Below are 19,856 nucleotides of genomic sequence, written 5' to 3'. Positions count from 1 at the left end.
GAGAGTGTTGCTCTCCCTTTTTCCCTTATACATATCCATATAATCCCCTTACTGATACTTCGCCTGACAATACATTCTCTATTTTGCCATTTCCATAGTCTATTATCAATTCTCCATCATCATTTATGCCAAGTACTTTTCCCTTTTCTTCATCTTTGCCCCTTATGATTCGGACTTCTTTTCCTATGAGTATGGACTTTTCTCTGCATACTTTAAGTGTTTCAAAAAAATCATCTTTTCCCACAAAAGGTATATATAGTTCTTCAAATCTATTTAGAAAAAGCCCCAACAATTTTTTTCTATCTATCACTTTTCCTGATTGTATTTTGAGAGATGTACCTACATTTGAAACTTCTCCAGAAAAATCCTCACTGCCTAAGTTCACGTTTATACCTACACCCATTATTACATAATTTATCATATTTAATTCACAACTCATTTCAGTAAGTATTCCACATACCTTTTTCCCATTCATGACAATGTCATTTGGCCATTTTATAAATGCTTCTATGCCTAAATCTTCAAGGGCTAACGCTATTGCCGCTGCACCTATTTGAGTTATCTTTGCTACTTTCATAGGATCTATGCTAGGCTTCAATATGATGGACATCCATATGCCTTTTTTCTTAGGAGAAATCCAAGTTCTACCTAATCTCCCCCTGCCTAATGTTTGTTCTTCTGCTATGACCAATGTACCTTCATCTTCTTTGTAAGCTAATTCTTTAGCTTTTATATTTGTAGAATCTATAGTGTCAAAATAATATATTTTTCTTCCTATAAATTTAGTTTCTAAATATTCTTCTACCTCCCCATAAGTAAGTGTATCTGGAGAAGAAATAAGTCTATACCCCTTTCTAGGTATGGATTCTATTTCATAGCCTTCTTCCTTTAGAGTATTCATATATTTCCAAATAGCCGATCTGCTCACGCCAAATTTATCACTTATCTTTTCTCCAGAAATAAATCCATCTCTGTTTTCTTTCAACAATATAAGTATTTTATCTTTCATCCTATCACATCCCTTAATTATATATTCTCTAATTCTTTTTATTTTCCTTTAAGTATTTTCTTTTTCTATAACTATTTACTCAAACATCTAAAATGGTATATGATTGATATAATAAATTGAAAGGAGTGAACTGTATGAAAAAAAGATACATATTGATGCTTTTTCTAGCTTTAATTGTTTTTAGTTCTCTTCCATTAGAAGCAAGTGCAGATGGAGATTTAGCCGTAAATAGATGGTTAGTTGAATCCAAGCTTTTAGAAAATGGAGATTTGTATGTAGAAGAAGATATTACATATAATTTTTCAGGTGAATTCAATGGAATTTATAGAGAAATATCCCTTAAAGGTACCGGTGGAATAGAAAATACTCAAATATCAGAAATAATTGGCGAAAAAGAAGTAGCATATACAAAAACTAAAAACGGTGAAAACGGAGATAAAAAAATATTTGAAATACTTGGAGGAGAAAATGGAAAAGTTATAAAAATCTATTGTCCTTCAGAAGATGAAGAAAAAACCTTTAGAATTAAATATACGATAAAAGATGTAGCTATTTTATACAATGATACTGGAGAACTATATTACAAATTTTTAGGGGCTGAAAATTCCACCCCTATTGACTACTTTTCAGTAAATATAAAACTCCCTCAAAATATAAATGATAAGGTTAAGATATTTGCCCATGGACCACTAAATGGGAATATTGATTTTGTAGGTAAGGATATAGTACATATGGAAGTAGAAAATGTTCCATCAAACACTTTTATAGAAAGTAGAATACTCTTCCCTACAAATTTTATCCCAAATTCTCACAATTTAATAAATAAAAATTCCTATAATGAAATAATAAATGCTGAGAAAAAGCTACAAAAAGATATAATAGCTGAAAATGCTAAAAGAAAAAATAGAGAAAACACCTTTAATTATATATCCATAATATTGGGTGGAATAAATACAATACTATTGGCTTTAGCTATGACCAGTCTAAGAAGAGAAGTAAATATATATGAAAAAGTAAAGTCAAGCCCTATACCTGATGATTGTACTCCTGCTGTAGCTTCATATTTATTTAGTTATTCTGTAAATTCAAATTCTATCATAGCTACTGTATTAGATCTTTCAAGAAAAGGGTATCTTCAAATTGAAGATGGTGGAAAATATAAAAAGAAAATCAACAATATAATCATCACAAAAACTAAAAATGAAGATGGAAATCTTCTAGCCCATGAAAGGTATTTTATGAATTGGATATTTGATCATATTGGTACTGGAGATAAAGTTGAAACAAGACAAATTGAAGATTACGCCCAAAAATACTACGGAGATTTCTGGAAAGAATATAGACAGTGGACAACAAAAGTCAAAGAAGATGCTATAGATAAAAATTATTTTGATGACAAAGGCAAAACATGGGGAATATTTACTTTGATATTATCTATAGTATTTATGACTTTAGCAATTGTATCTCTTACTTTTGGTAGCAGCTATGGACTATTTCCTCTCTTTGTTTCTATATTTGGAATAGTATATAGCACAATTTTATTCTTTAGGAGATCGGATTTAGGATATAGTGAATATAAAAAATGGGAAGCTTTCATGAAGTATATGAAAGAAAATAGAAGTGACTTAGATAAAGACATATTTGAATATCCTTTGGATATATCTCTTATATACGCATTAGTACTCGGAATAGATAGAAAAATTCTAAATAAATACAAAATACAGGCACAAAGCTGTTATGATATAAATAATACGAATAGCTGGATATATTGGTATTTTCTCACTAGCTCTTCTAGAAACAATACCTTTGATCAAAGTATAAATAGAGCTTTTGGCATCGTTTCATCTTCCACTGGAAGTGGCGGCAACTTTGGAAGTGGAGGAGGTTTTTCTGGAGGTGGTGGCGGTGGCGCTGGTGGTGGTGGAACTGGTGGATTCTAATTATCCACCAATTCCTTTAATTCACCTTTAATTTTATATGGAGTATTCCTTAGCCCTTCAATATTTGCTTTGCCAAGAAGAAGCATGAGCATCTTGAGCTTATAGGTCATTTCATCTAAATACTTATAGGCTGAATCATATCCTCCTTCTAAAATTCTTCTGAGTATTTCCCCGCTGATACCTACCATATGAGCTCCAATACATAAGGATTTCACTACATCAATAGAATCTTCTATGCCACCACTTGAGATGATTTTTAAATCATCCTTGATATTCGAACATTGTATAAGACTCATTGCAGTTGGTATTCCCCAAGTATATATATCAGAAAAATCCTTTTTTACATCTCTTCGTCCTTCAATTTCAATGAAATTGGTTCCTCCAGCCCCTGAAACATCTATATAGCGTATACCTGCATCATATAATCTAACAGCCACATCTTTTGATATCCCAAATCCAACCTCTTTTATAATGATAGGTACATCTATGTTTTTAACTATATTTTCTATATTCTTAAATAGCCCCTTAAAACGTCTATCTCCCTCTCTCATGACAAGTTCTTGAGCAGCATTTAGATGAAGTTGAATGGCATCTGCCTCTATCATATCTATAGCAGCTTTTACTTCATCTATGGTAGCATTGGCACTTAAATTTCCTATGACTACCCCATCTTTTATATTTTCCCTAACAATCTCGAAAGATTCTCTACTACATTCTTCATGAATTCCTATAGTTTGAGAACCCACTGCCATAGGAATATTAAATTTTAGTGCCAATTTAGACAAAGTTCTATTTATTTCCCGGGAAAAGTCTGTACCCCCCGTAATAGCATTTATCATTATAGGATAATCTACACTCTTTCCCAAGAATGTAGTATTTGTTTTTATTTCCTCAAAATCTAATTCAGGTAATGCATTGTGTTCTAAATATACATCTTCAAATAATGTAGACTGTTCATGACTAGATTTAAGAAAATATTCTATATGTTCCTTCTTTCTATCCTTTCTTATATTTCTCATACATTTCCCCTACTCTACAGTTTTATTTGTATAAAGGTGATCTCCAAACATTTCCTGTACTAGTATATCCATTTCTTCTTTATTGTATATAAAATAGCTAACTTTTCCTATATATTGACCATCTCCTGGAATAGTAGCTCCATGAATATTTTCTGTATTTATTTTGTTCGCACTAAAAGCCATTTTAGATAAAGTTCCCATAGGTATATTTGTATCTACATATTTGTAATATGCCGATATCATCTTTGGCAATTTGAGCAAGTTTTTAGGCTTTAGGGCTTGTTCCATAAAAGCTTTCATGAATTGTTGTTGAGCTCTTATTCTACCTAAATCTGCATCTTTATATCCCTTTCTAAATCTTAAAAATTGAAGAGATTTATCCCCATTTAACTCCTGTACGCCTTTTTTCAAATTTATATGAAGAGGTGGATCTGCTGTTGGGTCATTATATTTCATGTTCATAGGTACGTCCACTACAACTCCTCCAATAGCATCTACTACTTCTTTAACTACCTTGTAGTCTACTTTTACATAATAATCTAAATCTACTCCTAAAAGATCCTGTACAGTTTTTACTGATAGCTCTGGTCCGCCATTGGCATGAGCAGCATTTATTTTTCTCTTTCCACTTAATCCTCTTATATCAACTCTAGTATCTCTTGGTATAGAAAGTATTTTTACATCCCCTGTATTAAAATCTATATTTACCAACATCATAGTGTCAGTTCTAGTCCCTTTTGATTTAGACACATCTTTTGCATCTACTCCTAAAAGCAAAAACAATATCTCGTTTTTTTCATCAAAATGAGCATCTATTTCTTTCTCTTCTTCTACTCCTACTGCTACTTCATTCTTATGATTCATAAAATAATATCCTATTCCCCCATATGCTACAACAAAACATAAAAAAGATATAAAAAAAGTTCTAGTAAATTTTTTCTTCATTTTTTCACCTCAAATTTAAAGTATATACTACTGTTTAATAATACTAGATATAATGTTTTTTTTCAATCAATATATTGTAAATGTAACTTTTATGTAAACATTAACATAAATTAAATCAACACAGCTGTTATTAATTGGATTTTGTTGTGTTTTAATGTATTTTTACTTATTTTATGATATAATAACGAGATGTTTTATAAATTTAAAAGTAGGAGAAGATTATATATATGATAACTGTAACAAATGTAGGACTAAGATATGGAGAACAAAAACTATTTGAAGATGTAAATCTAAAATTCACTCCAGGCAACTGCTATGGCATTATCGGTGCTAACGGAGCTGGTAAAAGTACTTTTTTGAAAATATTATCTAATGAAATAGAGCCAAATGTAGGAGATATAAGCATTCCCCCAGAAGTTCGTATGTCTGTTTTAAAACAAGACCATTTTAAATACGATGGATATAATGTCCTAGAAACCGTTATAATGGGGAACTTAAGACTTTATGAAATTATGAAAGAAAAAGAAGCTATATACGCAAAACCAGATTTTACAGATGAAGATGGAATCAAGGCTTCAGAATTGGAAGGAGAGTTTGCAGAACTTGATGGATGGAATGCAGAATCAGAAGCTTCTTCAATACTTCAAGGATTAGGAATCGGAACAGAGTTGCATGATAAAAAGATGTCTGAACTCTCAGGTAATGAAAAGATAAAAGTATTGCTTGCTCAAGCTCTATTTGGAAAACCAGGTATATTGCTATTAGATGAACCTACAAACCATTTAGATAGAAAGGCTATCAATTGGTTAGAAGAATTTTTAATTAATTTTGAGGGTACTGTCATAGTTGTATCTCATGACAGACATTTTTTAAACAAAGTTTGTACTCACATGGCAGATATAGACTATGGCAAAATTAAATTATATACTGGAAATTATGATTTTTGGTATGAATCTAGCCAATTAGCTCTTAAAATGGCAAAAGATCAAAATAAGAAAAACGAAGAAAAAATCAAAGATTTGCAAGAATTCATTGCTCGTTTTAGCGCTAATGCTTCTAAATCAAGGCAAGCTACATCTCGTAAAAAGCTATTAGAAAAAATTTCTTTAGATGATATTCAACCTTCAAATAGAAAATATCCTTTCATTTCTTTTCAAATGGAAAGAGAAGTAGGAAACGAAATCCTTACAGTAGAAGGATTATCTAAAACAATAGATGGAGTTAAAGTTTTAAACAATATTAGTTTTAGAGTTTCTAAAGATGACAAAATTGCATTTATAGGCGAAAATGATATTGCAAGTACTACCCTTTTTAAAATATTGAATGGAGAAATAGAACCAGACTCTGGCAGTTACAAGTGGGGAATTACTATCACAAAATCCTATTTCCCAAAAGATAATTCTAAATACTTCAATGATGTTGAACTAAATTTAGTTGAATGGTTGAGACAGTTCTCTGAAGAAAAATCCGAGAGCTATTTGCGTGGATTTTTAGGTAAAATGCTCTTCTCAGGTGATGAACCTTTAAAACAAGCTAATGTACTATCAGGTGGAGAAAAAGTAAGATGTATGCTTGCGAAAATGATGCTTAAACATGCAAATGTTTTGATATTAGACCAACCTACAAATCATCTTGACCTTGAATCTATCACTGCTTTAAATAATGGACTTAAAGATTATAAAAGCATTGTATTATTTACTTCTCATGATTATGAATTTGTCCAAACTATAGCAAATAGAATAATAGAAATAACACCAACAGGTCTAATTGACAAACAAATGACTTATGATGAATACTTGGAGAATACTAATACAATTATGTAGGGACGACCTTTTGGTCGTCCCTATTAATCTAACTTTATTTCTCCTGCCTTTATAAGGGCAGTTTTTGTTATCATGGGTCCCAGGAGTTCGTATATAACTGTTGCAGCAAGGACAATAGTCCTCACTTGTGCTCCATAAGGAGATGGCAATGTGTTTTGAGCAATCATAGAAAGGCCTATAGCTACTCCTGCTTGAGGAATAAGTGTGAAACCTAAATATTTTTGTACAGTGTCTGGAAAATCTGAAATTTTTGCACCTAAATATGCTCCAAGCATTTTACCTACCACTCTTACTACTATATACACAATTCCAAGAAGTCCTACCTCTTTCAATATAGATAAGTCCAATTGAACTCCTGCAATAGTGAAAAAAGAAATAAGTACTGGTGGCGTAAATCTCTCAACAGCAGTAAAAGCTCTTTTATTGTTTGGGTCTAAATTGGTCAAAGTAGCTCCTACCATCATACATGCAAGAAGTGAAGAAAGATTAAATCTTATGGCAATCCCCGCTGTAGCAAAAAGTATAGCTATGACTATAGAAAGTAGCCCATCTTCTCCTTTTACTTTTTTGGATAAATACGTAAGAAAAATTCCCATTCCAAATCCTATGACCAATGCAGCTACAATTTCTAAAAGTGGAATCAATATTATTTTAGCTATTGAAATACCCCCTGAATTTTTGACCAATGTTTGAGCTATAGTAGTAGATACTCCAAAAGCCATAATTCCCACAGCATCATCCATAGCAACTACAGGAAGTAGTGTATCTACTACAGGACCTTTAGCTTTATATTGACGTACAACCATCAGAGTAGCTGCTGGTGCAGTTGCAGCCGCTATGGCTCCTAGTACCAAACTAAATGCTACAGGTTGTCCAAGAACAAATATCATGACAATATCAACCAAAAAAACTGCTGTCAAAGCCTCTAATACAGTTATTAAAATAACCCCTTTGCCTACTCTCTTTAAATTTTCTATATTGAATTCACTTCCAATACTATAGGCAATAAAAGAAAGAGCAGCTTCAGAAATGATAGAAAGTTTGTCCGAAGCCTCTTTTGGAATAATTCCAAGTAGTGAAGGCCCTATTATGAGACCTGCTATTAAGTATCCGGTTACATTAGGTAGTTTAAATTTTGACAAAATCTTTGCAGTACCCATTCCTGCAAATAGTATTACAGATATATAAAACAACATATGCATCTAGATCATCCCTTTATTTTAAAATTCCTTCTGTCTTATTTACTGGAATAGTAAACATGATTCCAACTCCATTTTTACTTAAATCTCCGATAACTCTTCTCACACAATCCATGGCAATAGGCACTTTTTCTTCACACAATACTGTAAATATAGTTTTGTTAAAAGGTCTATTTTCGTTAAGCATCATTTTGAGAGAGCCAAACAATGGTATATCATCTCCATGTTCATCTGCAAGAACCTTTATCATACCCATACTATCAATAATTGTAGCACCTCTTATGCCACAGTTGTTGAACTCTACCATTAGGTCTTCTAATTTTTCAGTTTTATTAAGCACTATAACCAGCATCTCCATATATATATCACTCCTTTCACATTTTTCATTATATTACTTGAAAAAAATTTTTTCAAATTTTTTTATTTAGTCTTGGAAATATATGAGTTCCCTTCTATATAGTATCTATAGAGAAAATCTTTTGCCTCTTCTGCATAGTCTATACCTATTCTCTTTGTATTAATTATATTAAAACTTTCCACTTTTCTTTCTTCTATATAAAGTGTATCTCCACATAAATCTTCTCCATTCAACCGCTTGTCAAGTTCCATGGCCTGACAAAGTTTGCCTGGCCCATTAGTTAAATTTTTTAATTGAGCATTTGTTAATTGAGACAATTCTTTATTAAATCGATTTTTAGCCATAAGGCTTATTCCATCTATAGGTTCCAATCCTCTAATTAGTACCGCCTCTGGTGTGCCTTCCTCTTTAGTGACTACATTAAAACAATAATACATCCCGTATATAAGATATATATATGCCCTCCCTGGAGGACCATACATAATCTCTACTCTTTTAGTCCTTTTCCCTCCATAAGAATGAGCCGCTTTATCTATAATACCTAAATAGGCTTCGGTTTCAACGATTTTACCACTAAATATCTTTCCATTCACATTATGTACAAGAACTTTCCCTAAAAGTTCTCTTGCAACAGTTTGAGTATCTCTAATATAAAAATCTCTTTCAAGTTTCAATTTTTAACCTCCTTCTCCAAAAAAGTGGAGCTATTGCCCCACTTTTTCTTCAACCATATCCAACAATATATCTTTCTTAAGCTCGTTTGATTTTTCTTTTCCAGCTAAATTCTCTAGTATCTTAAGAACAAAATATACTGCAACTGCAGGTCCTCTTGCTGTAATAATATTCCCATCTTGTACTACTATATCTTCTAAGTAAGTACTTTCTTTTAGTTCACCTTCAAAGCCTGGATAAGACGTAACCTTTTTTTCTTTCAATACTCCTGCCTTTTCAAGTACTATAGGCCCTGCACATATAGCAGCTAGAATTTTTTCTTCATGATTAAATGCTTGAACTAGCCTTATGACTATAGGGTTATCTCTTAAATTTGTAGCTCCCGGTAGTCCTCCAGGTATAATTAAAGCTTGATAATTGTCTATATTTTTTATTTCCGCTAATACTTTATCAGCTTCCACTCTTATTTTATGAGCTCCTACCACCATTTTTTCTCCAGTTATAGAGCAGGTTTCACACAACACATCTTTTCTCTTTAAATAATCTACTACTGTCAAAGCCTCAACTTCTTCGAAACCTTCAGCAAGTAAAACTAATACCTTTTTCATAAGAATCCCTCCACTTATATTCTTCTACACAATATTATATATCAAATGACAAGATAATATGGGTTGATTTGTGAATAATAACTATAATATAATAAATTAAATTAAAATTTCAGCTTAGGAGGGATTTCGTGGAACTACCAAAGGATTTTACTAATATGATGAAAAATTTTTTAAAAGACGAATATAACTCTTTTATAAAATCCTATGATGAAAAGCGAACTTATGGATTGAGAATAAATACTTTAAAAATAAATAGAGAAGAATTTCTTAAAATAAATCCATTTCACCTTGAAAATATTTCATGGGTAAAAGAAGGATTTTATTATGCCAAAGAAGATTTACCTGGGAAACATCCCTATCATGAAGCAGGACTATACTATATTCAAGAACCTAGTGCCATGGCAGTTGTGGAACACCTTGATGTACAAAAAGGAGATAAGGTACTGGACCTTTGTGCAGCTCCTGGGGGGAAATCTACTCAAATAGCAGCAAAACTACAAAATACAGGTTTTTTGTTATCCAATGAATTGTACCAAAAAAGAGCCCAAATACTTTCTGAAAACATTGAGAGAATGGGGATTTCCAATGTATTAGTTACCAATGAAACTCCTGAAAAACTTGCTAGTAAGTTTTCTGGATATTTCGATAAAGTTCTCATAGATGCTCCCTGTTCTGGTGAAGGTATGTTTAGAAAAGATCCTGAGGTCATCAGCGAATGGAGTCTTCAAAATATATCATATGCTTCAGAGAGGCAATTTTATATCTTGAATAGTGGAAAAAATATGCTAAAATGCGGAGGAAAATTGGTATATTCTACTTGCACTTTTTCTCCTGAAGAAAACGAAAAAGTAATAGAAAAATTTCTAACTGAAAATAGTGATTTTTCTCTAGAAAAATTGCTTCGCCTTTGGCCACATAAAGTAAAAGGTGAAGGCCATTTCATTGCTGTTCTTAAAAAGAATAGTGATAGTAAATTCTCCAAAATAAATAAAGTAAAAGATAAAATAAGCAAAAGTGATATAAAAGATTTTTTCAAGTTTCAGGACAAATATTTGAACACAAATTTTAACCATTATTTCACTTTGTTTGGGAACAATCTCTATTTTTTCGAAGAAAATTTGGACTTAAATGGTATAAGAGTGATAAGACCAGGACTGCACTTAGGAACTTTAAAGAAAAATAGATTTGAACCTTCCCATGCACTAGCACTACACTTAAAAAAAGATGAAGCTAAAAATACTATATCCTTAAACTTAAAAGATGAGGAAATTCTTTCTTATTTAAAAGGTCAAACCTTTAAATTCAATTCAGAAAATAGTTGGAATTTAATACTTATAGATGGATATTCAATAGGCTGGGGAAAAGTAACTGACAATTTCGTGAAAAACCATTATCCTAAAGGTCTCAGATGGACATAAAGTATAAAAAAGGCATAGTTCCTTTGTTGTTGAAGGGGTTTCGGAACTATGCCAGTGGTGGGCTTATTTATGTTCTTCTAATCTATCTATAGCTTCATTGTATAAATCTACTACTTTAGATGTGAGAACATCATCTACAATATACTCATTTTCTCCAATAAGTTTTAAATACTTACTCATAATATCAGCTGTAATAGTGTTTTTATTATTAACTATTGTCTTTTTATAGCTTTCAAGAACATCTTCAAGTATTTTATTATCTTCCATATTATATATAGGAGTATTATCTCCTCCTGACATATACTTTATCAAATATTCTCCATATAACCTTAGTATTTCTTCATTTTTTAGTCCTTCTGGATACTTCATCAAGTATTTCTCTGTTTTTATGAGTCTATTAGCTAGTTCGTCCCAAGTAATAATAAGACCCCCATCTGTCATTGAAGGACTATCTGATTCTAAAGATTTAATGTTTAAATATCCCTTCATATCTTCAGACAAGTATTTTTCATACTTCTTAAAACTTCCATAATCAATTATAGGAAAGAACGAGCCTTCAACATTTATAAGCTTATATTTGCTTTCAGCAATTTTAGTTACAAGTTGTTTCAATTCTCCATCTTCTATAGCATCAAGCTTTTGTGGATCATATTCTCCATTTGGAAAAGTTAAATTTAATATTTCTTGCCTATTGGATTTATAGAGTTCTTCAGCATATATATTCATGTATTTTTCTTGAACTAATTCAAACTCTTTAATCATTTCCGCTGCCTCTACTTCAGATGTTTGATCTATATTCTCATCAATAAACTTTATTATTTCATAGGGCTCTTTGTTTTCTGATATCAATACTCTAAAATCATCCATTATCTTTTTTATTTTATTTTCTTCTACCTTTGCCATTTCCTCATCTATGCTTTGAACTGGTTTGTTTTCTTTTTTAGAATCCTTTTTCTTTGTACACCCTGAAACAAGCACTAGTATTGCTAAAACAAAAATTAACACCAAATGTTTCTTGTTTTTCATATCATTACCTCTCTCGTTAATTTTATGGGTTCCTTCTCATTGTAATTATACCAAAATTTTAAGTGGAAAGCATTACAAAAGAGTTACAAATCAAATATGAACATTATCAATATTTAGGGTATAATTAAAGTAAATATTGATAAAGGGGTGAAATAGATATGAACTCTATTTTAGAAGAGCAAAGAAGTTTCTATAGTTCGGGTATTACTAGAGAATTAAATTTTAGAATGGCAAGTTTAAATAAATTAAAAGATATAATATTAAAAAATGAAAAATATATTATGGAAGGATTGAAAAAAGACTTAAATAAATCCCAATTTGAATCCTATTCTACAGAAATAGGAATATCGCTAAGTGAAATAACCTACACAAACAAAAACTTAAAAAAATGGGTTAAACCTAAAAAAGTTAAAACTCCTTTGACTGACTTCAAGGCTAAAAGTTATATATATCCAGAACCCTATGGAAATACATTCATCATCTCTCCATGGAATTATCCATTTCAACTATCTATAACACCACTTATAGGTAGCATAGCCGCAGGAAATACAGCTATAATAAAGCCTTCTAGCACATCACATCATACAAGTAAAGTATTAGAAGAACTGATAAACTCTAATTTCAACAGAGAATACATCTTCGTGGCTAAAGGAGAAGAAAGCAAAGCTTTATTAGATGAAAAATTTGACTATATTTTTTATACTGGTAGCGTTCCCATAGGAAAATTAGTCATGGAAAAAGCTGCAAAACATTTAACGCCGGTCACCTTGGAATTGGGAGGGAAAAGTCCTTGTATAGTAGATAAAGATGGAGATATGGACTTATTTGCCAAAAGAATAGTATGGGGGAAATTTTTAAATTCAGGTCAAACCTGTGTTGCACCAGATTATCTATTAGTACACAAGAGCATAAAGAATGTATTAATAAAAAACATTATTAAATACATTGAAGAGTTTTATGGAAAAAATCAAAAAGATAATCCTGACTACATAAGGATTATAAATGAAAAACAGTTTAATAGATTGTTCGGATTACTCCAAAGTGGAAATATAATTTATGGCGGAAAACATGATAGAGAAGCTCTTTTTATTTCTCCTACTCTTATGGATGAAGTAACTTGGGATAGCCCTATAATGGGAGAAGAAATTTTTGGTCCTATTTTCCCTATCTTAGAATATGAAGATTTAGACGAGGCTATAAAAGTAGTTAATGCTCATCCTAAACCACTAGCTCTCTACTTCTTCTCAACAGACAATGAAAAGGTAGAAAAGGTCATTAAAAATACTTCCTATGGAGGTGGATGTATAAATGATACCATAATGCATCTTTCAAGTCCCTATTTGCCTTTTGGAGGCGTAGGAAATAGTGGAATGGGTAGCTATCATGGCAAGAAAAGTTTTGATACTTTTACTCACTATAAAAGTGTTCTAAAAAGGAGCAATGCATTTGACCCAAATTTTAGGTATCCACCATACAAAGATAAAATAAATACTATAAAGAAATTTTTAAAATAGCTGGACAGCCAGCTATTTTTTTGTGATTTATGTCCACATGTTGAACTTTTCGTACAATTTGATATACTACTAATATAGATATTTTTATATTAGGAGATGATTTAATGAAAATTGTATTCATAACTCCTGCAGCTGACATTAGAAGAAATTCTATCTATAGACTCGGTGGCTCCTTTTATGGGCAGAAAAATTCAATAACTGGACCATTAATTTTGGGAAGAATACTTAAAGAAGCTGGTCATGATGTAGAAGTATATGAGGAGCTTTATAAAGATTTAAAACCAGAAAATATATTGGATGCAGATACTGTAGGAATATATACTATGACTTCCAATGCAACAAGAGCTTACGAACTAGCTGATATTTTAAGAAACGAATACAAAAAAAGAGTCATCCTTGGTGGTATGCATGTTTCTGGTTTCCCTGAAGAAGGACTTAAACACGCTGACCAAGTAATTGTAGGTGAAGCCGAAAATATAATAGTAGATATAATTGAAGGAAATATAAAGGAAAAAATAGTTTATGCCCCACCTGTTAAAGACTTGGACAAAATACCATTCCCAGATTATTCCCTATTGAAAACTCCATGCAATGCAGCCAATGTCATGACTTCTAGAGGATGCCCCTTTAGCTGCATATTTTGTACTACCTCAAGAATGTTTTATCCTTATAGACAAAGAACTCCTGACAATGTAATAAAAGAACTTGAAATGTATAAAAAAATGGGATTTAAATATGTAAACTTTGAAGATGACAATTTCACTGCCAACAAAATTAGAGCAAAAGAAATACTCAGAAAAATGATTGAAAATAAGCTTGTGTTTAAAGAAACATTTTTCTTTGGAAGAACCGATTTGGCAAATGATGAAGAACTACTAGTTCTCTTAAGAGATGCTCATCTAAACAGAGTCCTTATAGGGATTGAGTCCTTAAATCAAAAATCCTTAGACTATATAGATAAAAAACAAAAAATCGAAGATATAGAAAAAGCAGGTGAAATGCTTGCAAAATATAAAATAAAGCTCATAGCAAGTATTGTACTAGGTCTTGACTATGATACAGTAGAAGATATAAGAAATTCTGTGGAATTTACAAAAAAAATTAATGCATATCAATTACAACCTGCAGTCTTGACACCATATCCAGGAACCCCACTTTATGAACAATTCGAAAAAGAAGATAGAATTATAATAAAGGACTGGCAGTACTACGATATGATGAATGTAGTATTCCAGCCCAAAAACATGTCTCCTTGGAAATTACAGTCCGAATTTTTCCATGCTGTAAAAAGTTTTTACTCTTTCAGCGGAGCTATGAAAATATTTAAGCTTTTCGGCTTTGAAGCAGGTATGAGACGACTAGGCCTGTGGATAGCTGCTAATTTTGGAAAAACATTTTTCAACAAACAGTCAGAAAAAGAAAATGGAAATATATATCATGAATTATATGAACTAAGTGATTCATCTTCTTCTGAACTTCCTAAATCGTCCTTTAAATTGTCTTGAGCTGCCGAAAGCATCAGTTTCAATCTATTCAATTGATTTACTTCACTTGCCCCAGGGTCATAATCTATTGCAACAATATTGGCCTTAGGGTATTTTTCTTTTATAGCTTTAATCATTCCTTTTCCCGTCACATGATTTGGAAGACATCCAAAAGGTTGAACACACACTATGTTTTCGACACCACTTTCTATCAGTTCTACCATTTCTGCAGTTAGAAGCCACCCTTCCCCAGCTTGATTTCCTACTGATACCAATGGTGATACTGCATCAGCCAATTTTTGTATCTTCATAGGTGTATTAAATCTCTTACTCTTTTTCAATGCTTTCTTTAAAGGTTTCCTATAGTGTTCCATATACAATATGGCCACATCTCCTACAAATTTATTGAGCCTTGCCTTAGATAGATATTTGTATTTAAAAGTTTCATTATATGCACAATACATCAAGAAATCCGTCAAATCTGGTACTACAACCTCTGCACCTTCATCTTCAAGAATACCCACAATATCATTATTAGCTGTAGGATGGTATTTGACAAGTATTTCTCCAACAATCCCTACCTTTGGTTTTTGAATTTTTTCTATTTCTAATTCATCAAAATCCCTAACTATTCCTTCAACATTTTCTATGAAGACTTTTTTATCTCCAACCTTTACAGATTCTATGCATTTTTCCATCCACTTTTCAAACAAAAGATTGGCAGAACCTTTTATTTTTTCATAGGGTCTCACTCTATATAGAACCCTCATGAGGAGATCACCGTACATTACAGCCATGATTCCCTTTCTAGCCATATCCATGGAATAAGTAAAACCAGGATTAGCTTCCATCCCATATGGGTTTACACTTATAACTGGTACCTGTTCAAGTCCAGCATCTTTTAAAGCCTTTCTTATAAATCCTATATAATTCGAAGCTCTACATACTCCTCCTGTTTGAGTCATCAAAACTGATGTGTTATCTAAATCATATTTCCCCGATTTCAACGCATTTATAAACTGTCCAACTACTATTATAGATGGATAACACGCATCATTGTTTACATATTTGAGCCCTTCATCAATAGCTTTTTTATCCACTGAAGGCAATATTTCGAAATTGTATCCGCAAGTATTCACAGCTTCTTGCAACAATTTAAAGTGAATAGGAGCCATCTGTGGCGCAAGTATTGTATGCTTTTCTCTCATTTCTGTAGTAAATATAACTCGCTTTGACAACTCTCCTACCCTTGTAGGTTCAAACCCATTTTTATCTCTTTCTTGCACTGCTGCTATCAATGAACGCAATCTTATTTTTACTGCGCCTAGATTGTTCACTTCATCTATCTTTAACACAGTATATATTTTTTCATAATTTGCCAATATCTCTTGTACTTGGTCAGTAGTCACTGCATCTAACCCACACCCAAAAGAATTTAGTTGAACAAGTTCTAAATTCCTTTCTTTTGCTACAAAATTAGCTGCATTGTAAAGTCTAGAATGATAAGTCCATTGATCAACTACTCGTAGTGGTCTTTCCACTCCCTCTAAATGGCATACTGAATCTTCAGTTAATACAGCAATCCCCAATGAAGAAATTAAATTTGGAATACCATGATTTATTTCTGGATCTATATGATATGGTCTGCCAGCGAGTACTATTCCTTCCATATTATGTTGCTTTAAGTATTCAAGTACTTCTTCACCTTTTTTTCTTATATCTTCTTTATATCTTTGTTTTTCATCCCAAGCAATATCTACTGCTTTTTCAATATCTCTTTTTGATATAGATAGTTCCTTTAAACCTTTTATAAGTCCCTTTTTAAGTCCTTCTTTATCATCCAAAGTTAAAAATGGATTTAAAAATTGTATATTATTTTCTCTAATTTCATCCATATTGTGCTTTATAACTTCTGGGTATGAAGTTACAACAGGACAATTTAAATGATTATTTGCGTTTTCATCCTCTTTCTTTTCATAGAAAATGCATGGATAAAATATAGTCTTTACCCCTTTGTCTATTAAATCCACAATATGACCATGAGCTAATTTCGCTGGATAACAAATTGTTTCGCTTGGTATAGTTCCTATTCCTTTTTCGTAAAGTTCTCTATTTGAGTTTCCAGACAAAACTACTCTATAACCCAACTCAGTGAAAAAAGTAAACCAAAATGGATAATTTTCATACATATTTAACACTCTGGGAATACCTATAATTCCTCTTTTAGCTTCTTCTTCACCTAACGGAGTATAGTCAAAAGTCTTTTTATATTTATATTCAAAGAGATTAGGTACATCTTTTTTCTTGTTGGTAAGTCCAGCTCCTTTTTCACATCTGTTCCCAGTTATGTATCTATTTCCATCGGAGAACATATTTATGGTCAAAAGACAGTTGTTACCGCAACCTCCGCATCTTCTCATCTTCGTACTATAAGAAAAACTATCTAATTTATCACTATCTACTAAAGATGTGCTTGTTTTAGGATTGTATCGTTCTTTAGCTATAAGGGCTGCTCCAAGGGCACCCATAAGTCCTGGATCATCAGGGCGCACAGCCTTTCTCCCTGAAACCAATTCAAAACTTCGGAGTATAGCATCACTATAAAAAGTACCACCTTGAACTACTATTTTTTCTCCCATTTGTTCTGGATCTCTTATCTTTATTACTTTTTGCAAAGCATTTTTTATGACTGAATAAGAAAGACCTGCAGCTATATCTCCAAGAGTAGCACTTTCTTTTTGAGCCTGTTTTACTTTAGAATTCATAAATACTGTACATCTGGAACCTAAGTCCACAGGATTTTCTGCCATAAGAGCTTCTTGTAAAAACTCTTCTGCACTCATATTTACTGAATGAGCAAATGTTTCAATAAAAGAACCACAACCTGAAGAACAAGCTTCATTCAAAAGAATGCTATCAATAACTCCATCCTTTATCCTCATACATTTCATATCTTGTCCACCAATATCAAGTATAAAATCTACTCCAGGAAGAAAATAATTTGCAGCCTTGTAGTGAGCAATAGTCTCCACTTCTCCTTCATCTACGTGAAGTGCTGCTTTTATAAGCTCTTCTCCATATCCTGTAACCGCAGAATAAGCAATATATCCACCCTTTGGCAAAGAAGAATAAACTTCTTTAAGTATTTTCACTACTAATTCCAATGGTTTTCCTTGATTGTTTCCATAATAAGAATATAATATATTGTTTTCTTCATCTATAAGGACAACTTTAGTAGTAGTTGATCCTGCATCTATTCCTAAAAAACATTTTCCGCTAAAAGTTTTTATATCCTTTTCAATTAATTTATGTGTCTTATGTTCTTCTCTAAACTTTGTAAGTTCATCTTCATCTAAAAAAAGAGACCTTAATCTTTTCACTTCCATATCTATAGGTTTATCCAAGCAAATAAGCCTATCCCTCAACTCTTGAAAACTAATTTCTTTTCCCTCTATTGAAGCAATAGCTGCCCCTATAGCAACAAACAATTGTGCATTTTCTGGATATATAACTTCTTCATCTTTAAGTTTTAATGTTTCTATATATCTTTCCCTAAGTTCAGATAAGAAATGAAGTGGTCCACCTAAAAAAGCCACATTCCCCTTTATGGGTCTTCCACAAGCAAGACTAGTTATTGTTTGATTCACAACAGATTGAAATACACTGGCAGCAATATCTTCCTTACTAGCCCCTTGATTTATCAATGCTTGAATGTCTGTCTTTGCAAACACTCCACATCTAGAAGCTATAGGATATATTGCCTTGTGCTTTTGGGAAAGTTTATTTAATCCTTCTGCATCTGTCTCTAGCAAAGATGCCATTTGATCTATAAATGCACCTGTTCCTCCAGCACACATACTGTTCATTCTTTGATCTATTCCACCATCAAAGTAAGTTATCTTTGCATCTTCACCACCAAGTTCTACAGCTACATCAGTTTTAGGAATAAATTTTCTAATTGCTGTAGTAGACGCAACAACTTCTTGAATAAAAGGAATTTCAAGCCATTTATTGACTGCCAATCCTCCTGATCCAGTAACCATTATAGTTATGTCCTCATTTTTAAATCTAGAATAAGCTTCAAGTACCAAATCTTTAACACTGCTTTTTATATCTGAAAAATGTCTCTTATAACTACTAAAAAGTATTTCAAACTTGTTGTTTAATACTACCAGCTTTACAGTTGTTGAACCTACATCCAATCCTAAATGTAATGTTTTCATATACACCCAGCCTTAGGCCTTTACCTCCCTTATATTCTATATACAAAAAATTTGGTAAAAGACTCACGCCAAATACCAAAATAAATATTTGAGTTAGATTAACTTTATACGAATTATATCACAAGTTTTAAGAACTTACAAATGTTTCTACAGGCCCTCAAAAGTCCTATTATTACCCTATTTTTAGATTATGTTTAAATCCTTCATGGTATGCAAATTAGCAATAGTTTTTTTAATTCCAACTCCAATTTATCTCATCAAAAATAAAAAATGCTTCCATTGGAAGCATTTAAAATCAAGGAAGCCTTTTTAAAAACCATTTCAGAAAGTTTTTTATTAACGAAATCTAGAACTTTCCTATGGATTACAAAAAAGATACCAAAAGAATGACTAAAATTAAATCGCTCTTCTTGCTTTAACCCTAAAAAAATAGCCCAGATAATATATTTATCCAGGCTATTTTCTATTATCCTCTTGGACATGGCCATGGTCTTGGCCTTGGAATACATATCACTTGACCTATCTGTAGGTTGTTTGGATCGATTCCTGGATTTGCTGCTATCAATGCCTGCACTGATACATTAAACATTTGACCTATACTGTATAGTGTATCTCCTG

14 protein-coding genes are annotated in these 19,856 nt (G+C 32.0%); 5 read left to right on the top strand and 9 right to left on the bottom strand.

Going from position 1 to position 19,856, the window contains the following annotated elements; genetic code table 11:
- Positions 1 to 25: 25 nt before the first annotated feature.
- Entirely contained in the window at positions 26 to 1,009 is a 984-nt protein-coding gene (locus BUA21_RS12465; protein WP_072745167.1) for a biotin--[acetyl-CoA-carboxylase] ligase, read from the bottom strand.
- 134 nt (positions 1,010 to 1,143) lie between these two features.
- Between BUA21_RS12465 and BUA21_RS12460 the strand changes: the two genes are divergently transcribed.
- Positions 1,144 to 2,949, top strand: a complete 1,806-nt coding sequence (locus BUA21_RS12460) for a DUF2207 domain-containing protein (RefSeq protein ID WP_072745166.1) — start codon at positions 1,144 to 1,146, stop codon at positions 2,947 to 2,949.
- Here the strand turns inward: BUA21_RS12460 and fni are convergent.
- A complete protein-coding gene (fni, locus tag BUA21_RS12455; protein WP_072745165.1) occupies positions 2,946 to 3,968 on the bottom strand; it encodes a type 2 isopentenyl-diphosphate Delta-isomerase in 1,023 nt (340 codons plus the stop codon). The two genes, BUA21_RS12460 and fni, sit on opposite strands and share 4 nt — an antisense overlap.
- Before the next feature lie 9 nt (positions 3,969 to 3,977).
- On the bottom strand, positions 3,978 to 4,913 hold the full coding sequence (locus tag BUA21_RS12450) for an LCP family protein (RefSeq protein ID WP_072745164.1): 936 nt from the start codon (positions 4,911 to 4,913) through the stop codon (positions 3,978 to 3,980).
- Between the two features lie 227 nt (positions 4,914 to 5,140).
- On the opposite strand from BUA21_RS12450, the gene BUA21_RS12445 reads away from it, so the two are divergent.
- Positions 5,141 to 6,736: an ABC-F family ATP-binding cassette domain-containing protein gene (locus BUA21_RS12445; protein ID WP_072745163.1), complete on the top strand. Its 1,596-nt coding sequence runs from the start codon at positions 5,141 to 5,143 to the stop codon at positions 6,734 to 6,736.
- Between the two features lie 23 nt (positions 6,737 to 6,759).
- On the opposite strand, the gene BUA21_RS12440 is transcribed toward BUA21_RS12445, so the two are convergent.
- From BUA21_RS12440 to BUA21_RS12425, 4 genes are all read right to left on the bottom strand, one after another.
- Positions 6,760 to 7,938, bottom strand: a complete 1,179-nt coding sequence (locus BUA21_RS12440) for a cation:proton antiporter (protein WP_072745162.1) — start codon at positions 7,936 to 7,938, stop codon at positions 6,760 to 6,762.
- A gap of 13 nt (positions 7,939 to 7,951) precedes the next feature.
- Positions 7,952 to 8,293 carry a hypothetical protein gene (locus tag BUA21_RS12435; RefSeq protein ID WP_072745161.1) on the bottom strand — a complete coding sequence of 114 codons (342 nt, stop codon included), beginning with the start codon at positions 8,291 to 8,293 and terminating at the stop codon, positions 7,952 to 7,954.
- A 62-nt stretch (positions 8,294 to 8,355) separates the two neighbouring features.
- Positions 8,356 to 8,967, bottom strand: a complete 612-nt coding sequence (locus BUA21_RS12430; protein ID WP_072745160.1) for a DNA-3-methyladenine glycosylase — start codon at positions 8,965 to 8,967, stop codon at positions 8,356 to 8,358.
- Between the two features lie 30 nt (positions 8,968 to 8,997).
- Entirely contained in the window at positions 8,998 to 9,573 is a 576-nt protein-coding gene (locus tag BUA21_RS12425; RefSeq protein ID WP_072745159.1) for a DJ-1 family glyoxalase III, read from the bottom strand.
- 128 nt (positions 9,574 to 9,701) lie between these two features.
- Between BUA21_RS12425 and BUA21_RS12420 the strand changes: the two genes are divergently transcribed.
- Positions 9,702 to 10,991 carry an RsmF rRNA methyltransferase first C-terminal domain-containing protein gene (locus tag BUA21_RS12420; RefSeq protein WP_072745158.1) on the top strand — a complete coding sequence of 430 codons (1,290 nt, stop codon included), beginning with the start codon at positions 9,702 to 9,704 and terminating at the stop codon, positions 10,989 to 10,991.
- 63 nt (positions 10,992 to 11,054) lie between these two features.
- Here the strand turns inward: BUA21_RS12420 and BUA21_RS12415 are convergent, their stop codons facing one another.
- Positions 11,055 to 12,017, bottom strand: a complete 963-nt coding sequence (locus BUA21_RS12415; RefSeq protein WP_072745157.1) for a hypothetical protein — start codon at positions 12,015 to 12,017, stop codon at positions 11,055 to 11,057.
- Positions 12,018 to 12,175: 158 nt separating this feature from the next.
- On the opposite strand from BUA21_RS12415, the gene BUA21_RS12410 reads away from it, so the two are divergent.
- Positions 12,176 to 13,531 carry an aldehyde dehydrogenase gene (locus BUA21_RS12410; RefSeq protein ID WP_072745156.1) on the top strand — a complete coding sequence of 452 codons (1,356 nt, stop codon included), beginning with the start codon at positions 12,176 to 12,178 and terminating at the stop codon, positions 13,529 to 13,531.
- A 104-nt stretch (positions 13,532 to 13,635) separates the two neighbouring features.
- The gene (locus BUA21_RS12405) at positions 13,636 to 15,036 is read left to right on the top strand and encodes a B12-binding domain-containing radical SAM protein (RefSeq protein ID WP_072745155.1); all 1,401 of its coding nucleotides are present in this window, start codon (positions 13,636 to 13,638) and stop codon (positions 15,034 to 15,036) included.
- On the opposite strand, the gene BUA21_RS12400 is transcribed toward BUA21_RS12405, so the two are convergent.
- Positions 14,967 to 19,238, bottom strand: a complete 4,272-nt coding sequence (locus BUA21_RS12400; protein WP_072745154.1) for a 2-hydroxyacyl-CoA dehydratase — start codon at positions 19,236 to 19,238, stop codon at positions 14,967 to 14,969. The two genes, BUA21_RS12405 and BUA21_RS12400, sit on opposite strands and share 70 nt — an antisense overlap.
- Positions 19,239 to 19,856: the final 618 nt, after the last annotated feature.

The organism is Sporanaerobacter acetigenes DSM 13106, assembly GCF_900130025.1.
GTDB lineage: Bacteria > Bacillota > Clostridia > Tissierellales > Sporanaerobacteraceae > Sporanaerobacter > Sporanaerobacter acetigenes.
The sequence above is the reverse complement of the archived record's forward strand: the minus strand, read 5'-3'. Positions and strand labels throughout refer to the sequence as shown.